General features: G+C 47.5%; 17 protein-coding genes. 6 read left to right on the top strand and 11 right to left on the bottom strand.

What is annotated here, in order from left to right; translation table 11 throughout:
• Window positions 1–20: 20 nt before the first annotated feature.
• The 6 genes from ribB to C504_RS18360 form a co-directional block, all read right to left on the bottom strand.
• Window positions 21–1,118: a 3,4-dihydroxy-2-butanone-4-phosphate synthase gene (gene ribB / locus C504_RS0111050; RefSeq protein WP_018689404.1), complete on the bottom strand. Its 1,098-nt coding sequence runs from the start codon at window positions 1,116–1,118 to the stop codon at window positions 21–23.
• Window positions 1,119–1,128: 10 nt separating this feature from the next.
• A complete protein-coding gene (aroC, locus tag C504_RS0111045) occupies window positions 1,129–2,223 on the bottom strand; it encodes a chorismate synthase (RefSeq protein WP_018689403.1) in 1,095 nt (364 codons plus the stop codon).
• Window positions 2,224–2,226: 3 nt separating this feature from the next.
• Window positions 2,227–2,838 (bottom strand): histidine phosphatase family protein, encoded by a 612-nt coding sequence (locus tag C504_RS17730; RefSeq protein WP_018689402.1) that lies wholly within the window; start codon window positions 2,836–2,838, stop codon window positions 2,227–2,229.
• Window positions 2,839–2,865: 27 nt separating this feature from the next.
• Window positions 2,866–3,678, bottom strand: a complete 813-nt coding sequence (fabI, locus tag C504_RS0111035; RefSeq protein WP_018689401.1) for an enoyl-ACP reductase FabI — start codon at window positions 3,676–3,678, stop codon at window positions 2,866–2,868.
• Between the two features lie 88 nt (window positions 3,679–3,766).
• Window positions 3,767–4,687 (bottom strand): DnaJ C-terminal domain-containing protein, encoded by a 921-nt coding sequence (locus C504_RS0111030; protein ID WP_018689400.1) that lies wholly within the window; start codon window positions 4,685–4,687, stop codon window positions 3,767–3,769.
• Window positions 4,688–4,772: 85 nt separating this feature from the next.
• Window positions 4,773–5,267 carry an RT0821/Lpp0805 family surface protein gene (locus tag C504_RS18360; protein WP_018689399.1) on the bottom strand — a complete coding sequence of 165 codons (495 nt, stop codon included), beginning with the start codon at window positions 5,265–5,267 and terminating at the stop codon, window positions 4,773–4,775.
• 36 nt (window positions 5,268–5,303) lie between these two features.
• Between C504_RS18360 and pdxH the strand changes: the two genes are divergently transcribed.
• On the top strand, window positions 5,304–5,924 hold the full coding sequence (pdxH, locus tag C504_RS0111020) for a pyridoxamine 5'-phosphate oxidase (RefSeq protein ID WP_018689398.1): 621 nt from the start codon (window positions 5,304–5,306) through the stop codon (window positions 5,922–5,924).
• Between the two features lie 185 nt (window positions 5,925–6,109).
• Window positions 6,110–6,664: a hypothetical protein gene (locus tag C504_RS0111015; RefSeq protein ID WP_018689397.1), complete on the top strand. Its 555-nt coding sequence runs from the start codon at window positions 6,110–6,112 to the stop codon at window positions 6,662–6,664.
• Here the strand turns inward: C504_RS0111015 and C504_RS0111010 are convergent.
• Window positions 6,661–7,422: an ABC transporter permease gene (locus tag C504_RS0111010; RefSeq protein WP_018689396.1), complete on the bottom strand. Its 762-nt coding sequence runs from the start codon at window positions 7,420–7,422 to the stop codon at window positions 6,661–6,663. The two genes, C504_RS0111015 and C504_RS0111010, sit on opposite strands and share 4 nt — an antisense overlap.
• Entirely contained in the window at window positions 7,419–8,357 is a 939-nt protein-coding gene (locus C504_RS0111005) for an ABC transporter ATP-binding protein (RefSeq protein WP_018689395.1), read from the bottom strand. Before C504_RS0111005 ends, C504_RS0111010 begins: the two co-directional genes overlap by 4 nt.
• Window positions 8,358–8,653: 296 nt before the next feature.
• On the opposite strand from C504_RS0111005, the gene C504_RS17720 reads away from it, so the two are divergent.
• Window positions 8,654–10,753, top strand: a complete 2,100-nt coding sequence (locus C504_RS17720) for a putative bifunctional diguanylate cyclase/phosphodiesterase (protein WP_018689394.1) — start codon at window positions 8,654–8,656, stop codon at window positions 10,751–10,753.
• 89 nt (window positions 10,754–10,842) lie between these two features.
• Here C504_RS17720 and C504_RS0110995 read toward each other — a convergent pair whose 3' ends face one another.
• Window positions 10,843–11,535 carry a fumarylacetoacetate hydrolase family protein gene (locus C504_RS0110995; RefSeq protein ID WP_018689393.1) on the bottom strand — a complete coding sequence of 231 codons (693 nt, stop codon included), beginning with the start codon at window positions 11,533–11,535 and terminating at the stop codon, window positions 10,843–10,845.
• A 135-nt stretch (window positions 11,536–11,670) separates the two neighbouring features.
• On the opposite strand from C504_RS0110995, the gene C504_RS18855 reads away from it, so the two are divergent.
• On the top strand, window positions 11,671–11,811 hold the full coding sequence (locus C504_RS18855; protein WP_018689392.1) for a hypothetical protein: 141 nt from the start codon (window positions 11,671–11,673) through the stop codon (window positions 11,809–11,811).
• Between the two features lie 172 nt (window positions 11,812–11,983).
• A complete protein-coding gene (locus tag C504_RS0110985; protein ID WP_018689391.1) occupies window positions 11,984–12,736 on the top strand; it encodes an NAD(P)H-dependent oxidoreductase in 753 nt (250 codons plus the stop codon).
• A gap of 34 nt (window positions 12,737–12,770) precedes the next feature.
• Here the strand turns inward: C504_RS0110985 and tldD are convergent, their stop codons facing one another.
• Together tldD and C504_RS0110975 are read right to left on the bottom strand one after the other, a co-directional pair.
• A complete protein-coding gene (gene tldD / locus C504_RS0110980) occupies window positions 12,771–14,192 on the bottom strand; it encodes a metalloprotease TldD (protein ID WP_018689390.1) in 1,422 nt (473 codons plus the stop codon).
• Window positions 14,193–14,398: 206 nt separating this feature from the next.
• Window positions 14,399–14,929, bottom strand: a complete 531-nt coding sequence (locus C504_RS0110975; protein ID WP_026317406.1) for an invasion associated locus B family protein — start codon at window positions 14,927–14,929, stop codon at window positions 14,399–14,401.
• 377 nt (window positions 14,930–15,306) lie between these two features.
• On the opposite strand from C504_RS0110975, the gene coxB reads away from it, so the two are divergent.
• Window positions 15,307–16,194, top strand: coding sequence for a cytochrome c oxidase subunit II (coxB, locus tag C504_RS0110970; RefSeq protein ID WP_018689388.1), 888 nt, complete (start codon window positions 15,307–15,309; stop codon window positions 16,192–16,194).
• Window positions 16,195–16,223 lie beyond the last annotated feature (29 nt).

Raw genomic sequence — 16,223 nt, 5'->3', positions numbered from 1 at the left:
TCGATGCGTAGCAGACGTCACTAGCTATCCATGATTTCTGTAGAAGAAATTTCAATGCCAAAACCTTCAAGGCCGATATAGCGGCGCTCGCGTGATGAATAGAGCTTGATAGAGGTGACACCTAAATCCTTGAGGATTTGAGCACCCAAACCGATTTCACGCCATTCGCTTTCACGCTCTTGGGCTTCTGCATGGTCTTCGCCATGTGGACGTCCGCCGCCTTTTGCAACGCCAACGGAGCCTTCACGTAGATAGACAATGACACCGCGTCCATATTTCTCAACCATGGACTGAAGCTGTTCAATCGGTTCGCGCTTTTTGCCAAAAACATCATCGACAACGCTTTCAAGGTGCAAGCGGACCGGAATGTCATGACCGTCACGAATATCACCTGCAACAATGGCAAGGTGCTGCATCGGGTCCCAAGGCAATCTATAGGTGCGCGCAACGGCTTTGCCAGCAGCGGTTTCGACAATTTCTTCTTCAATATGTTCGATAAGGGTTTCTTTGCGCTGACGATAGGCAATCAGATCAGCAACGGAAACTTCCAAGAAGCCATGCTCTTTAGCAAAGGCAGAAACCTGTGGCCCGCGCATAACGCTGCCATCATCATTTACCAGCTCCGAAATCACGCCAACAGTTGGCAATCCTGCAAGTTTACACAGATCAACAGCAGCTTCCGTATGGCCTGAACGCATCAACACGCCGCCTTCGCGGGCAACGAGCGGGAACACATGGCCGGGCCTGCTAAAATCATCCGCGCCAGCATTTGGGTTGGCAAGATTGCGAACACTAAGCGTTCTATCGTCGGCAGAAATGCCTGTTGTCGTGCCATGTTTATAGTCTACAGATACGGTGAAGGCGGTGCCTTTCGCATCAGTGTTTTCAGCCACCATCGGTTGAAGGTTTAGCCGTTTAGCATCTTGAACTGTCATTGGGGCACAGATAATGCCGGATGTGTGACGCACCATAAGCGCCATGAGTTCCGGCGTTGTATGAACTGCTGCGCAGATCAAATCACCTTCATTTTCGCGGCCATCATCATCCATGACAACAACCGCTTCACCGCGTTCGAAAGCGCGAATAGCTTCGACAACTTTTGCTTGATCATATGGCATTGATTGATTCCTAAATTCGACCGGTTTGACCGCGGTGACGTAAATAATGATCTGCTATCGCACAGGCAACCATTGCTTCGCCAATTGGCACAGCACGAATCCCAACGCATGGGTCATGGCGACCTTTGGTGACAACGTCGACTTCTTCGCCGTCGGCGTTAATAGATTTAGTTGGCGTGAGCATGGATGATGTCGGCTTAATTGCAAAGCGCGACACAACAGCTTCACCCGTTGAAATGCCGCCTAGAATGCCGCCTGCATGGTTCGACAAGAACACAGGCTTGCCGTCTTTGCCTATGCGCATTTCATCGGCGTTTTCAGGGCCCGTGATACGCGCGGCTTCAAAACCGTTGCCAATTTCAACGCCCTTAACAGCATTTATGCTCATCAAATATGACGCTATATCTTGATCCAGTTTGGAGTAGACAGGCGCACCCAAACCTGCAGGAACACCTTCCGCAATAATCTCGATCACAGCACCAACGGAAGAGCCTTGCTTGCGGATACCATCGAGATAATCTGCAAAACGGTCCACTGAACTTGCATCGGGCGAGAAAAACGGGTTCTGATCAATTTGATCCCAATCCCAATTATCGCGGTTGATTTCTTCGGTGCCCATAGCAACCATTGCGCCGCGCACAATCATGCCCGGTACGACTTTACGTGCAATCGCGCCAGCAGCAACGCGGGCAGCCGTTTCCCGCGCAGATGAACGCCCTCCACCGCGATAATCACGAATGCCGTATTTTACGTCATAGGTGTAATCGGCATGGCCGGGCCGATAGCGCTTGGCAATGTCTGAATAGTCTTTGGAGCGCTGATCGGTATTCTCGATCATCATAGAAATCGGAGTTCCAGTCGTAACAAGAGTTACGCCATCATCTTTTGGCAAGACGCCTGACAAAACTTTTACTTCGTCAGCTTCACGGCGCTGCGTGGTAAATTTTGATTGCCCAGGCTTACGCTTATCAAGATAGGCCTGAACTTCGGCCACGGTAAACTCTATCCCCGGAGGGCAGCCATCAATGACACACCCAAGCGCTGGGCCGTGGCTTTCGCCCCAAGTTGTAACGCGGAATAGATGGCCAAAACTATTATGTGACATGATTTAAGCCTCTGCTCCATCGTCTTTATCAAGCCAGCCACCTTCATCGCCATCATAAAAATATAGCTGGTCCTGTGGTGTGGCGCCGTGCGCGGTATCATCAGGATTTGTGCCTTCAATATAAACCCGCATTCCGCGAATGATGCCGCCATGTGTAACAATAACAGATGGTTGCTTGAGGTTTTCAAGAACGGGGCGCATGCGCTCGGCAGCTGCGCGATATGACTCGCCATTTGGCGGCACATATTCCCATTTATTTTCTTGGCGAAGCTTTGCTTGCTCAGGCCATTTCGCATCAATATCGACTAATGTATGCTTTTCCCAATCACCAAATGTCACTTCAATAAGCCGCTCATCGATAGTATAGCCTTCGCGGGGCAGGCCCATATTTTCTCTGATAAGCTCCATTGTCTCGCGTGTGCGAGACATAGGGCTACAAATGAACGCCCATTGGGACGGATCAATAAGGGCAGCCAGTGCTTTGCCATTGCCAGCCGCTTGGCTGCGGCCAAGTTCATTGAGGTCAATATCAACTTGGCCTTGGAAGCGGCCTTCGCGGTTCCAATCCGTTTCGCCATGTCTAATCATGAAGAACGGATGTGGTGGGATTAACATGAGGAATGGCCTTATAAGTTCTAAGCGTTATGTTTTTTCAATGTCCGGTGCATCAACAGCTTTCATGCCAACAACATGATAGCCGCTATCAACATGGTGACATTCGCCGGTCACTGCGCGCGAAAGATCTGAAAGCAAATAGAGCGTTGAATCGCCAACTTCGTCAATCGTCACTGTACGGCGTAGCGGAGAATTATATTCGTTCCATTTCAAAATATAACGGAAATCACCGATACCAGATGCGGCAAGTGTTTTTACTGGACCAGCAGAAACTGCATTGACGCGAATGTTTTTAGGGCCAAGATCAACAGCAAGATAGCGAACACTCGCTTCAAGTGCTGCCTTTGCAACGCCCATTACATTATAGTGAGGCATCACGCGCTCTGAGCCATAATAGGTCAATGTGACAACAGAACCGCCATTGCTCATCAATGGCTCAGCGCGTTTAACGAGACGTGTAAGCGAATAGACGGAAATATCCATCGTCATCATGAAATTGCTATGTGACGTGTCTACATAGCGGCCTGTAAGTTCGTTCTTGTCGGAAAAACCAACGGCATGAACCAAAAAGTCCAAACGGCCCCAAGTTTTTTCCAAATGGCTAAAGACAGCCTCAACACTATCAACATCGGTCACATCAAGATGGCCAGCGAGCATCGCGCCGAGCTCTTCAGCTAGCGGCTCTACACGTTTCTTGATTGCGTCGCCTTGATAGGTCAGAGCAAGTTCAGCGCCTTGGTCGGCGCAAGCTTTCGCTATGCCCCATGCCATTGAACGGTTGTTCGCAAGGCCAATAATAAGGCCGCGCTTGCCTTTCATGATACCCGAGCCGATAGACATGCGGTTCTCCTGCTATGTCAATTGTTTAAGAATTGAGGAGCATATCGCATAGAGATTCCAAAGCATCAAGCAGGTTCAAGTATTTACGTTAAGGTTCCACCGTTTCATTGCGTCTATCGAATATAGTTTCGAGCGCTGTGCGGTCATTATCATCCATCAGGATGCGCAAAATTGCGATCAAATCACCGTTTCCATTGGCTTTTTTAGGCAAACCACGCCCTTTAAGGCGCATTGCAGTGCCAGAATTGGACCAAGGAGCAACTTTTAAGGCAATTTTGCCCTGAGGCGTTGCAACAGTGACTTTTCCACCCATTACTGCTGTTGCAAGAGGAACATCAACATCCATCACAACATGAGGGCCTTCAATTCGAACGCCATTTTCCGTTTTGAAAGCAACTTTTGCTAAAATGTCGCCGCGGTGCCCCGTTGGTGAAGCATGTCCTTGACCTTTCAAGCGGATGACTTGACCATTTTCAACGCCAACGGGAATAGTCACAGCAACAGTGCGACCGTCCGGCAGTTTGAGCTTCGCTTTTCCGTCATTTAGAATGTCGCTGGCAGTGACAGGAAGCGAAACTTCAATGTCTTTGCCTTTTTGTGGTTGGGCCTGGCGTTGACGTGGGCGTGCGCTACCAAATGGATCTGCGCCGCCAAAACCACCACGCGCAGAGCCGCCGCCAAACATAGTTTTCAAAATATCTTCGGGGTCAAACCCAGCGCCGCCAGATCCGCCGCGTTGACGGAACCCGCCAAAAGGATCGCCGCCACCGCCAAAGCCGTGGGTTTCTCTGCCGTCACTATCTATTTCACCGCGATCAAACTGCTTGCGTTTGCTTTCATCGCCTAGAATTTCATAGGCCGAAGAGATTTCGCTAAAACGCTCTTTTGCTTTTGGGTCATCTTTATTGGCATCTGGATGGTATTTTTTCGCAAGCGTACGGAAGGCGGATTTGATCTCGCCAGCTGTTGCGCTTTTTGACACACCTAGAACTGCGTATGGATCACGCATCGACAATTACTCGCTTTTTTGTAAACACTTCACATTCTATATGGAGGTAGTCCGCATAAAATTCCAGTGCATCTTACAAATCCAACTAACTAAGCGGTGCGAGTGAACGCGTCCACCAGCCCGATTTTTTGTCAAGACAAACGGCACCTCGGTATAATGTTACCCCATCATAAGAGGTGCGCGTTGCATTAAAGCTGCGACAAGTTTGGCCAGATTCTTCGCGCTGTGCAATATTCGTAATGTTGCCAGAAGACCCTGTCGCTTCATTGGCCCAAGATAGTCCTTCGGTTTTCACCTTCGACATGTCTGCAGCTGTCACAGCTAAACGTATTGTATCTTCATCCAGCAATTTATCGGATGTTGCGGCATCTGTTTGAGAGTCGATTTTGCTGAACGGATCGTTTGAAATGGTGGGCGTGCTGTCTGCGATGGAAATGGAGGACGTTGTAAGCGCATCGTCAATCGCATTGGTGCCAATAGCGCATCCCGAGAGCATGCTCACAACGCACAATATTGCCGCAGGTACAATCGAAACCTTGACCTTCGCCGACAATAGATCACATGTATGTGTGGATAGCATTACTCGCAATAACCCATAATAAGTCCAAGGTTAAGTATGACTGATACTAAGTTAACAAGTCGTGACATTTCAGAGGCAACCGATCCTTTTGTGACATTTCAAGAATGGTTGTCTGAGGCTGAAAAGTCTGAACCAAATGATCCAAATGCGACCGCACTTGCAAGTGTTGATGCCGATGGTTTGCCGAATGTGCGTATGGTTCTGCTCAAAGGGTTCGATGAGCGCGGTTTCGTTTTCTATACCAACTTTGAAAGCCAAAAGGGCGAAGAAATCATTGGTCAGAAAAAGGCAGCGATGTGCTTTCATTGGAAAAGCTTGCGCAGGCAGGTGAGGGTGCGCGGCGAAATTGAAATCGTTACGGACCAGGAGGCCGACGATTATTATAAGTCGCGTGCGCGCGGCAGCCGCATCGGTGCATGGGCATCCAAGCAGTCACGTCCACTGGAGAGCCGATTTGCTCTTGAAAAAGAAGTCGCCAAATACACCGCCAAATTCGCCATTGGCGAAATTCCCCGTCCAGAACATTGGAGCGGCATTCGTATTATTCCGACCTATATTGAGTTTTGGAAAGACGGCATGTTCAGGCTTCATGACCGAATTATCTTTAGCCGTCAGGATGCAAATGCAGTTTGGGATAAAACGCGTTTTTATCCATAATTCAACGTTCATCAAAGCCATGGTTAACGCTTCATAAACCCCACTATCTTAAGTTGACGATGAGCCTCTGAAGAGAAGCATGATGCGTGCTCATAACCGCTAAGCCTAACAATATGCGGTATGTTAAATAATCGACATTGATTTTGTCAGTCGGCCATCGTGCCGCACTGTCTGGGGAATCGTAGATGACCGCGAATAAAAAAGCAGAAACTGTAACGAAAGATGAAAAGAAAAAGGGTGGGCTGGGACCACTGCTTCATAAAGTTTTCAGCGTATCATCTGTCTTGAGCGCAACTGTTTTGTTTGCGGCAACTTTTGATGTCGGCCATATGGGCTTGGCACCGATGCTCGGATCACTCACCGCTATTCCGGTTGCAACCTTTGCAATCTTTTCTATCGCAGCCATTTTCACAATGCCTAAGGCTGGAGCCAGCGCATCTATTGGAAACAGTGAAGATGCTATCGCGGCATTTACACAGTTTCAGAGCAAGACCGCATCACGTTTTGCCTCGCTTGAAAATACAATCGACATGATGAGCGGTAACGATAAAGAATCTCTCATCGAAGAGAACAAAAAACTCAAAGCTGAGCTTGATGCAATCCATCAGGCAGAACGTGATAAAGTTGATAGTGAAGTTGAAGAACTTCGCAAACATAACGAGCAGCTTGAAGAAGAAATCAAGCAGTGGGCACGAAAGGCCGTTGAAAACGCGGTCAACGGCCAAGCGCAAGCAGCTTAACTTTTGATACGGTAACCGGTTTTGAATATCCAATAGACTATACCGGCACACAGGCTCAGGAATACTAAAATCATTGCGATTGAAATTCCTGGGCTCACATCTGAAATCTCATAAAAGCTCCACCGGAAACCGGAAACAAGATAAAGCACGGGATTGGCAAGCGTTACAGTTTGCCAAAACTCCGGCAACATTTTGATGGAATAAAAGCTTCCGCCCAGAAATGTCAGTGGCGTAATGATTAAAAGCGGCACGATTTGCAATTGATCAAAGCCATCAGCCCAGATTCCGATTATAAAGCCGAGCAGCGAAAATGTAGTTGCTGTAAGCACGAGGAAAAACAGCATCCAAAATGGATGTGCGATTTTCAAGTCCACGAATAATGTTGCTGTCAGCATGATGATTACGCCAAGGATCAGCGACTTGGTTGCTGCGGCGCCAACATAGCCGATGACAATTTCCAATGCTGAAACCGGCGCTGAAAGTATTTCATAGATCGTGCCGGTGAATTTCGGAAAATAGATGCCGAATGCTGCATTCGATACGGATTGTGTCAGCAAGGAGAGCATGACTAAGCCCGGCACGAGGAATGCACCATAAGAAATGCCATCAATTTCGCCCATCTGACGGCCAATAGCAGCCCCAAATACAATGAAGTACAGTGATGTTGATATAACTGGCGAAACAATGGATTGGCCCATCGTGCGCCACATGCGGTTCATTTCAAATCTGTAAATTGAAGATATCGCGTGAATGTTCATGCTGCGTCCCTCACCAAGTTGACGAAAATATCTTCAAGCGAACTTTGCTTCGTTGATATGTCGGTTGTACGTATGTCTGCATCGATGAGAGCCTTGAGCAGGCGTGTAATCCCTGGATGCTCTTGGTTGGCGTTGTAAGAATAAGTAATAAATTTGCGATCATCAGACAAAGTCAAATCAAATGCTTGAAGCGAAGCAGGTAGCGTATCCAGCGGTTCGCTAATCTCAACGATCATTTCCTTATGACCAAGTTTGCGCATGAGTTCTGAGGTTTGCTCCACCAGCAATATACGCCCTTTGGAAATAACGCCGATACGGTCCGCCATTTCTTCTGCTTCTTCAATATAGTGGGTGGTCAAAATGATGGTGACGCCGGTTTTTGAAAGCGCACGCATAACGTTCCACATATCTTTACGCAGCTCGACGTCAACACCTGCTGTTGGCTCATCAAGGAATAAAATGTCTGGTTCGTGCGACAAAGCTTTGGCAATCAAAACGCGGCGCTTCATGCCGCCAGATAATTCGCGCAGCTTGTTGTCTTTTTTGTCCCAAAGAGAAAGATCTTTCAGTATTTTCTCAATGATTGAATTATCACGCGGCTTGCCAAAAAGACCGCGCGTGAATGACACAGTATCAAACACAGTTTCAAAAGCATCGGTCGTTAGTTCTTGCGGAACAAGGCCAATCATTTTGCGTGTGTCGCGGTAATCTTTTAATGTATCAAAACCACCCACACTAATGCTACCGGATGTCGGTGTTATAATGCCGCAAATGGTAGAAATAAGCGTTGTCTTACCCGCACCATTTGGGCCGAGAAGGGCAATGATTTCGCCCTTCTTAATTTGCAGGCTCACATCATCCAGCGCTGTGAAGCCGTTGTCATATTTCTTTGTAATATTTTTGATGTCGATCAGAATATCAGCGTTATTGTTCATGCGTGTCCCCTTAGAGCTGCTTATTTAGGTGCTTAAGGCCACAAAACAATTACACGTTATATAAAAGCGGCAATTCTACTGACATTTTAAAATATTATGATGCATTGCAGAGAAAGCGCGGGCTTAGCACCATTGTCTTGTATTTGAGTGGTTCTCTTAAACGTTCATCAACTATAGTATTCTTTATCCGGCCCTTTTGAGTGCCATCTGTGCACAGTTTAGAAGAACTTGCGTCCGTTTTTAACATTGAATTTACTAGAAACACTCCACAGCACACGAAACAAAGCGGTGGATTTATGCAAAAACTTTTCAACTGTGTCGTATACCTTCATGATCCAATTTTATTGGCGTGTGCAGTCGTTATCCTATTGATTGGATCGATTGTGACTGTACGCCTGTTTGAACGGGCACGAGATACCAGAAATGAAATCCAGCGGCTTTGGTTGATATTGGCCGGCATGATTGGTGGCGGCACCATTTGGAGTACGCATTTCGTTGCCATGCTGGCCTATAAGAGTGATCTTATTCTCGGCTATGATCTGACGCTCACAATTGCCTCTTTGATTATTGTCGTTTGCACAACAATGCTTGGTTTTGCGATTGCATCACGAAAATCAAATTCTGTGCTTATTGAACTTGGCGGTGCTGTCTTAGGCTTAGGTGTTAGTGTGATGCACTATACAGGTATGTCCGCAATGAAGATCCAAGGCGGCATACAATGGGACACTGCCACTGTGATCGCTTCGATTGTGCTTGGTGTATTTGTCGGCGTAGCTTGCGTATCCATAACGGCTAGAAAAATCACAAAACACTACAATTACTGGAGCGCAGCCGCCTTTGTTGTTGCTGTTGCTTCGATGCATTTTACGAGTATGAGCGGTTTAACGCTCATACCTGCCAATATGAACATTGAAGTTGAAAAGCTCGTTTCTGATGCTGCGCTTGGTTCAGGTATTATCGTTCTAATGGGATGTTTGTACCTAACGACATTCATTACCAGCATGATTGATATGAAGAATGAAAGCGCAACATCTGAGCATTATAAATACCTTGCGCTACATGATCCTTTGACGGGCATTCCAAACCGCCACGGATGCGAAAAATACCTGAAAGATTTTATCTTGGCGCCATTGCCAGAAAATCATGGCGTTGCAGTGGTAGGTATTGATTTGGACCGCTTTAAGAGCATCAATGATGTTCATGGCCATGCCGCAGGCGACCACTTACTTAAAACTATCAGCACGAATGTCTCACAAAATCTTCAGCCCGGTGAAATGATTGGTCGCTTTGGCGGTGATGAGTTTGTTGCACTCAAGTCGGGCGTCTCTGACAAAAATGATGCTTCCGAATTTGCAGAACGTATTTTGAGGGCGATACGTCAGCCCATTATGTGGAATGATGCCGATATTTCAACAAAAGCCAGCCTCGGCTTTTCAATGTTCCCTTGGGATAGTGAAAACCCGATCAAATTGCTCGAGCAGGCTGATTTGGCGATGTATCACGCCAAGAGCAGCGGTAAAGATTGTGTTGTTGGGTATAACAAAGCTATGGATAGCGCCAATAGAGAGCGTGCAACCTTGGCGACAGCGCTTGCCTCTGCAATCGAGAATGAAGAGCTAACGGTTCATTATCAGCTTCAAAATGACGCTAAAACACGTAAAATTACCGGTGTTGAAGCGCTGCTGCGTTGGCATAACCCTGCGCGCGGCAACGTTACGCCCGATGTGTTCATTCCAATTGCGGAAGAAACAGGTTTCATCAATGAGCTTGGCACTTGGGTGCTAAGAGAAGCGTGTACTGTTGCCTCAAAATGGAGTGTGCCGATTAAAGTCGCGGTCAATGTTGCAGCCAAACAACTTGCCGATCCTTCATTCGCAGATATCGTAAAGGACGTTCTGGACGAAACAGGCTTGGAGCCATCACGTCTTGAACTAGAAGTGACAGAAAGCGGTATTATTGGAGATGCTTCACAAGCACTAAAAATCATCAAGAAATTGAAGGCACTCGGCGTGCTGATTGCTATGGATGATTATGGTACTGGCTATTCCACACTGGCTACATTGCACAATTTTCCATTCGATAAGATCAAGATTGACCGCGAGTTTATCAAAGACATTGATCATAACGAACATTCTGCAGCGATTTTGAAATCAACAATGATTTTGGGCAACAGCTTGAAAATACCTGTGCTTGCCGAAGGTGTTGAAACAGAGGCGCATTTGTCTGCTTTGAGCAATGAAGGCTGTCAGTTGGTTCAAGGGTTCCTGTTTGGAAAGCCAATGCCAAACAATATGTTTGTAGACCTTTTAGCGCAGCAAATTCGTGATGGCCTTTGGACTGACTATTTCGAGGAAGCAGCAAAAACGAATGTGGTGACACTTAAAGCCATCGCTTGATGCGGCTTTGTTCGCCAAGTGAATGCTGAAACAAATAATGGCCGCTCTTATGCGGCCATTTTCTATTGGGCTAGCGCTGTAGTGTTGACCTATTTGACCAAGAACTGAACTTCTCCAACGCCCTCTACGCCGCCTTGCAATATATCACCGCTCACCACAGGCCCAACGCCAGCAGGTGTTCCGGTCATAATAAGATCGCCAGGGAACAACTCAAACAAAGTCGACAGATAGGCAATTGCATCGCGCACAGACCAGATCATCTGATCGAGTGTGCCTGTCTGTACGCGTTCGCCGTTTCTATCGAGCCAGATTTTTGCGTTTGCAATATCATTAGGATTGTCGATGCAGGTAAGTGCGGAGCAGGGCGCAGAATAATCAAAAGATTTTGCGACCGCCCATGGGCGTCCTTGCTTCTTGGCTTCCGCTTGAAGATCGCGGCGGGTGAGATCAACGCCAACCGCATAACCAAAGATCGCTTTATCGGCTTCTTCTGCACTCAAATCTTTTCCGCCTGCTTTTAAAGCAACAACAAGCTCGATCTCATGGTGAACATCTTGTGTCGCAGAAGGGTATGGAAAAATCAGTTGGCCTTCACCTGTAAGCAGGCAAGAGGGGTGTTTTTCAAAGAAAAATGGTGGGGCCTTATCAGGGTCATGGCCCATTTCGCGCGCATGTTCGGCATAGTTGCGGCCGATACAATAAATGCGTCTGGCTGGAAACAGATCATCTGAACCGTTGATCACAAGAGTTGGTTGGCTTGGAGCCGGTATAGCATAGGTCATGGTTGAGCATCACTTTGAAACAGATATGTCGAATTACATATATTTTTCTTCGCCGCAATTCCTCCATATTTGAGGCAACGACAGGGTGTAAGCTCTCGCGTGCCCGATCCGGGTGTTTTTTAAAGGAATATTGCCATGGCCAAAGGTCAAATACGCGGCAACAAAGAAGCTCGAAAGCCTAAAAAGGAAAAAGTGACTGCTGCGGCAGCACCTGTAAGCGGCGGTTTGAAGATAGGCGCTGCATCCCCGATGAATGCACAGCCGAAAAAGAAGTAGATAATTAGGTCGCGCGTCCGTTCGTCGGGCGTGCACTATCTCACTTTATAGATGCTATGTTTGAGTACGTTATAGCAAATCGCTAAAATCACCCCATAAGGGGCTGAATAAATGTGAGGAAAATTTGCATTTGAATAGGCGAGTGTTAATAACGGCTCGATAGGAGAGCCGTTTGACAACCACACTCATTATTCTTGCTCATCCAGAAGTCACATCCTTTAATGCCAATTGGGCCGCAGCATCTGCTAGCGCTGCTCAGGCACTTGGTGATGAAGTTCTATGGTCGGATTTATACCGCATGGGATTTGATCCTGCGGAGCGAGCTGATTTTTACATTGATCACGATGGCCCTTTTGATCCGCTAAAAGCGCAGGAGCAAGCTGCAGCACAAAACAAATTGCGACCGCAAATTGCTGCTGAGATTGAAAAAATCAAAAAAGCCGATCGCCTCATTTTCCATTTCCCAATGTGGTGGTTCGGGCCGCCTGCAATTCTAAAGGGGTGGTTTGATAGAGTTTTGGCACATGGCGCGCTTCATAATGTCCAAGAGCGTTTCGACAATGGCATGTGTCTTGGCAAGAAAGCGCTGTTCTGCGTGACCACCGGATCAAGTGAACTTGAAAGCGCTCCGCATGGCAAAGAGGCTGATGCCAATATGTTGCTTTGGCCATCGGCATATACGCTGCGCTATTGTGGTTTTGATGTTTTGAAACCGGTCTTTGCGCATCGGGTACATGGGTATAACCGCGGCGACCGTCTCGTTGAGCTTGAAACTCGATTGCAGAAAACACTTAAAGCTCAAGCTGAGTTAGTCACCAATTTCGATACGCTTCCAATGATTACGTTTAACGCAGACGATGATTTTGATGAGAATGGCCAGCTAAAAGAAGGCGCAAAAAGCTCAACGCCTTTTATACGTCGCTAGGTAAGCCGCTCTTATCAAATGTGTGGTCCAAGGCTTAAGCCTCGGTGCCACCAATCGTCATCTGGTCCATGCGCAAATGTGGCTGGCCAATGCCAACGGGAACACCTTGTCCAGCTTTACCACAAGTGCCAACGCCATTATCGAGTGCAAGATCATTGCCGACCATTGAAACGCGGTGCATGGCATCAGGACCGTTACCAATCATCATCGCACCTTTGACCGGATAAGTGATTTTACCATCCTCGATCATATAGGCTTCGGTAGCGCCGAAGACGAATTTACCAGATGTGATATCCACCTGTCCGCCTCCAAATGACACAGCATATAAGCCGCGCTTTACCGATGAGATGATCTCTTCAGAAGTTTTGTCGCCAGCAAGCATGTAAGTATTAGTCATGCGCGGCATTGGCACATGAGCATAAGATTGACGGCGGCCATTGCCCGTCGGTTTCATGCCCATTAGGCGGGCATTTTGCCTGTCTTGCATATAGCCAACAAGTTTGCCGTCCTCAATCAGGACATTATAACCAGATGGAGTGCCTTCATCATCAATGGATAATGAGCCGCGACGATTATCAATCGTGCCATCATCTACCACTGTCACGCCTTTAGCGGCAACTTGCTGCCCCATAAGACCTGCAAAAGCAGATGTGCCTTTGCGATTGAAATCACCTTCAAGTCCATGGCCCACAGCTTCATGCAGCATCACACCTGGCCACCCATTGGCCAGCACCACATCCATTGTACCAGCTGGAGCAGGGCGCGCTTCAAGATTAACCAGCGCTTGGCGCAGCGCATTATCTGATGCTTGTTGCCATGTATCGGTTGCGATAAAATCACCGAATAATTGCCGCCCGCCCATACCATGCGAACCGGTTTCTTGCCGGTCACCTTCACCAACAATAACTGACACATTAACGCGCACCATTGGGCGTATGTCTTTTGCCAAATGCCCATCGGCGCGCAGAATTTCGATAACCTGCCAAGAGGCGGCAAGCGATGCAGAAACCTGCCGTACACGTTCGTCTTTGCCGCGAACATAAGCATCAATGTCTTGTAGCAGCTTTACTTTGGTTTCGAATGAAGGCTCACCAATTGGGTTGCCATCAACATAAAGCTTTTTGTTTGTGCGCTGCGGAGCGTCGGAATAAGTGCCTGAATGATTGGCTGTAACAGCGCTTACAGCATCTGCGGCACGCAGAAGGGCACCTTCTGAAAAATTATCACTTTCAGCATAACCGACAGCCTCACCAGCGACAGTGCGCAGCCCGAAGCCGGACGATGTGTTGAATGAGCCGGTTTTTAAACGCCCATTATCAAAGCCAAGCACTTCTCCTTCGGAATATTCCATAAAGAGTTCGCCGTCATCAGCTTTGGTAAGTGCGTTAGAGACCAGTGCTCTTACGCGTTCTTCTGAAATATCAAACTGATCGAGCAGGTTAGGTACGGCTGACATGAAGCACTCCGGCTAGTTGTATAATATAAACGTACATAGGCCGGATGAATGTTAATTTCGAGTGGCCAGTAGAACCTTTGGTTTGTATGCAGAAGGGCGTGGGGCAGAATTTTCCAAGCGCTTTGTCACTCGCATTGAAAGCCTATTACCCCAGAGCTGGCGAGAAAACGAAGGCTGATAAATAGATCAGCCAAGGTTTTGTCACTTTAAGGCAGCGCATTAAAGCCTTCTGTAAACCCGGACAGGTCCACAGGTATGCCGATGCCTTCTTCAGGTGTTTGGAACACGATGAATGTAGCGCCTGTTCCGCCTTGGAAATTGCTGAGAAGTGAATCTTCCAAGATGACTTCCGCGTAACATCCATCTGCAAAACAGCGTACAAAATATGCACGTCCGATGTCTTTGCCATCAATGTTGAGGCCAAGGCCGTTTGGAAGCAAAACCCCTAATGGCGCTAGAACGCGCAAGATGCGGGCTTTCTTATCGGCGGTTTTGACAACGATGACAGATAGGCCAAGCTCTGGACGATCTTCCGCGATGACATTTTGCATCAATACGCATTGTTCGCTTGAAGCACCTGCCGGTGTATCGCAAATGATTGACCAAGCGCCATGTGTAGAGCGAACAATACCTTGTTGAGCGCTAGCACTTTGAGGTGCCAATGCAGTCATTAAAATGACAGCACTTGCTGCAAAAGCCGTGAGGGAAGATTTGAAACTGGTAAGCGATTTTATCATTAAGCGAATAAACCATCTAATGTGTTGGTATTGACCAATAGGCAATCGTCACGAATCGCCACGGTTATTTTTACGACGACAGGCGATTAAAAGAAACCGCAAGTTGATAGCGTCTTCAATTGATCCCCCCGATGGCGTTGTTATGCGGTCCTGAGCACGGCAAAAAGATGGCGTAAAGCGTTAAAAAGTGATTGTTGCCGCATTTGTGTGGGCGGTTATAGTGTGACTCTGTGGGAAAACTGGTGCGTAGCGATCAAATGACGCACAATTTGGCCACACATATGGTTGCGATTGGATTGCTTTAGAGTGTAAAGACCTACCATAAATCGAGTAAACGTGGCCGGAATCCGATTCCGTCCAATTCGGGAGAATAAAGCGTGTTCAATTCTACGACTCGCCGTGCCGCACTGGCACTTACATCTTTAACAGGGCTTTTTGCGCCTGTTGCGGCCTATGCCGATCAGCCAACTCCTTGGCAGTATCGTTTTCAGGAGCCTGCGACAGACATTATGCGTGAAATCATTTGGTTTGAAGAATACACATTGTGGTTCATCATTCCGATCACCTTGTTGGTATTGGCACTTCTGATCTATGTAATCGTGAAGTTTAGCGCCAAAGCTAATCCAATTCCATCACGTACAAGCCACCATACAATGATTGAGGTCGTCTGGACTGTTGCGCCAGTTATCATTCTCTTGTTCTTGGCTGTTCCATCATTTCAGCTTCTTGAGCGTCAGTTCACGCCGCCAAGTGAAGCCGAGCTGACCATCAAAGCAACCGGATACCAGTGGTATTGGGGCTATGAGTACCAGATTGGCGAAACAGAAGAAGATGCGATCTCTTTTGACGCACTTCTGTTGCCAGAAGATGGTCGCCCTGCAGGTAAAGAAGACCTTTCTGTATATCCGCGCTTGCTAGCTGTTGATAACGAAGTTGTCGTGCCTGTTAATACAACCGTTCGTATTCTCGTGACTGCTGGTGATGTTTTGCATAACTGGGCAATGCCTTCTTTTGGCATTAAAATGGACGCGGTTCCTGGCCGTTTGAACGAGACTTGGTTTAACGTGGAAAAAGAAGGCCTTTATTATGGCCAGTGTTCAGAGCTTTGCGGCAAAGACCACGCGTTTATGCCAATCGCCGTTCGTGCTGTTTCAAAAGCGGATTATGAAGCTTGGGCAGGTACAGCAAAGGCAAGCCTTGATGAGGCAAATAAAAACCTCATGGCTTCGCTCGAAGCAAAAAATAAGCTCGCAAGCGCTGAATAAGATTAGTTTTAAAGACCTTTTAGGAGCAC

The organism is Ahrensia kielensis DSM 5890, from assembly GCF_000374465.1.
In the GTDB taxonomy this organism is placed as follows: domain Bacteria; phylum Pseudomonadota; class Alphaproteobacteria; order Rhizobiales; family Rhizobiaceae; genus Ahrensia; species Ahrensia kielensis.
Note: the sequence above shows the minus strand (reverse complement) of the source record. Positions and strands in the feature narration are given on the sequence as shown.

Excerpts from the sequence above, each read along its gene's own strand:
- ribB (WP_018689404.1), bottom strand. The coding sequence starts at position 1,118 with ATGCCATATGATCAAGCAAAAGTTGTCGAAGCTATTCGCGCTTTCGAA.
- aroC (WP_018689403.1), bottom strand. The coding sequence starts at position 2,223 with ATGTCACATAATAGTTTTGGCCATCTATTCCGCGTTACAACTTGGGGC.
- C504_RS17730 (WP_018689402.1), bottom strand. The coding sequence starts at position 2,838 with ATGTTAATCCCACCACATCCGTTCTTCATGATTAGACATGGCGAAACG.
- fabI (WP_018689401.1), bottom strand. The coding sequence starts at position 3,678 with ATGTCTATCGGCTCGGGTATCATGAAAGGCAAGCGCGGCCTTATTATT.
- C504_RS0111030 (WP_018689400.1), bottom strand. The coding sequence starts at position 4,687 with ATGCGTGATCCATACGCAGTTCTAGGTGTGTCAAAAAGCGCAACAGCT.
- C504_RS18360 (WP_018689399.1), bottom strand. The coding sequence starts at position 5,267 with ATGCTATCCACACATACATGTGATCTATTGTCGGCGAAGGTCAAGGTT.
- pdxH (WP_018689398.1), top strand. The coding sequence starts at position 5,304 with ATGACTGATACTAAGTTAACAAGTCGTGACATTTCAGAGGCAACCGAT.
- C504_RS0111015 (WP_018689397.1), top strand. The coding sequence starts at position 6,110 with ATGACCGCGAATAAAAAAGCAGAAACTGTAACGAAAGATGAAAAGAAA.
- C504_RS0111010 (WP_018689396.1), bottom strand. The coding sequence starts at position 7,422 with ATGAACATTCACGCGATATCTTCAATTTACAGATTTGAAATGAACCGC.
- C504_RS0111005 (WP_018689395.1), bottom strand. The coding sequence starts at position 8,357 with ATGAACAATAACGCTGATATTCTGATCGACATCAAAAATATTACAAAG.
- C504_RS17720 (WP_018689394.1), top strand. The coding sequence starts at position 8,654 with ATGCAAAAACTTTTCAACTGTGTCGTATACCTTCATGATCCAATTTTA.
- C504_RS0110995 (WP_018689393.1), bottom strand. The coding sequence starts at position 11,535 with ATGACCTATGCTATACCGGCTCCAAGCCAACCAACTCTTGTGATCAAC.
- C504_RS18855 (WP_018689392.1), top strand. The coding sequence starts at position 11,671 with ATGGCCAAAGGTCAAATACGCGGCAACAAAGAAGCTCGAAAGCCTAAA.
- tldD (WP_018689390.1), bottom strand. The coding sequence starts at position 14,192 with ATGTCAGCCGTACCTAACCTGCTCGATCAGTTTGATATTTCAGAAGAA.
- C504_RS0110975 (WP_026317406.1), bottom strand. The coding sequence starts at position 14,929 with ATGATAAAATCGCTTACCAGTTTCAAATCTTCCCTCACGGCTTTTGCA.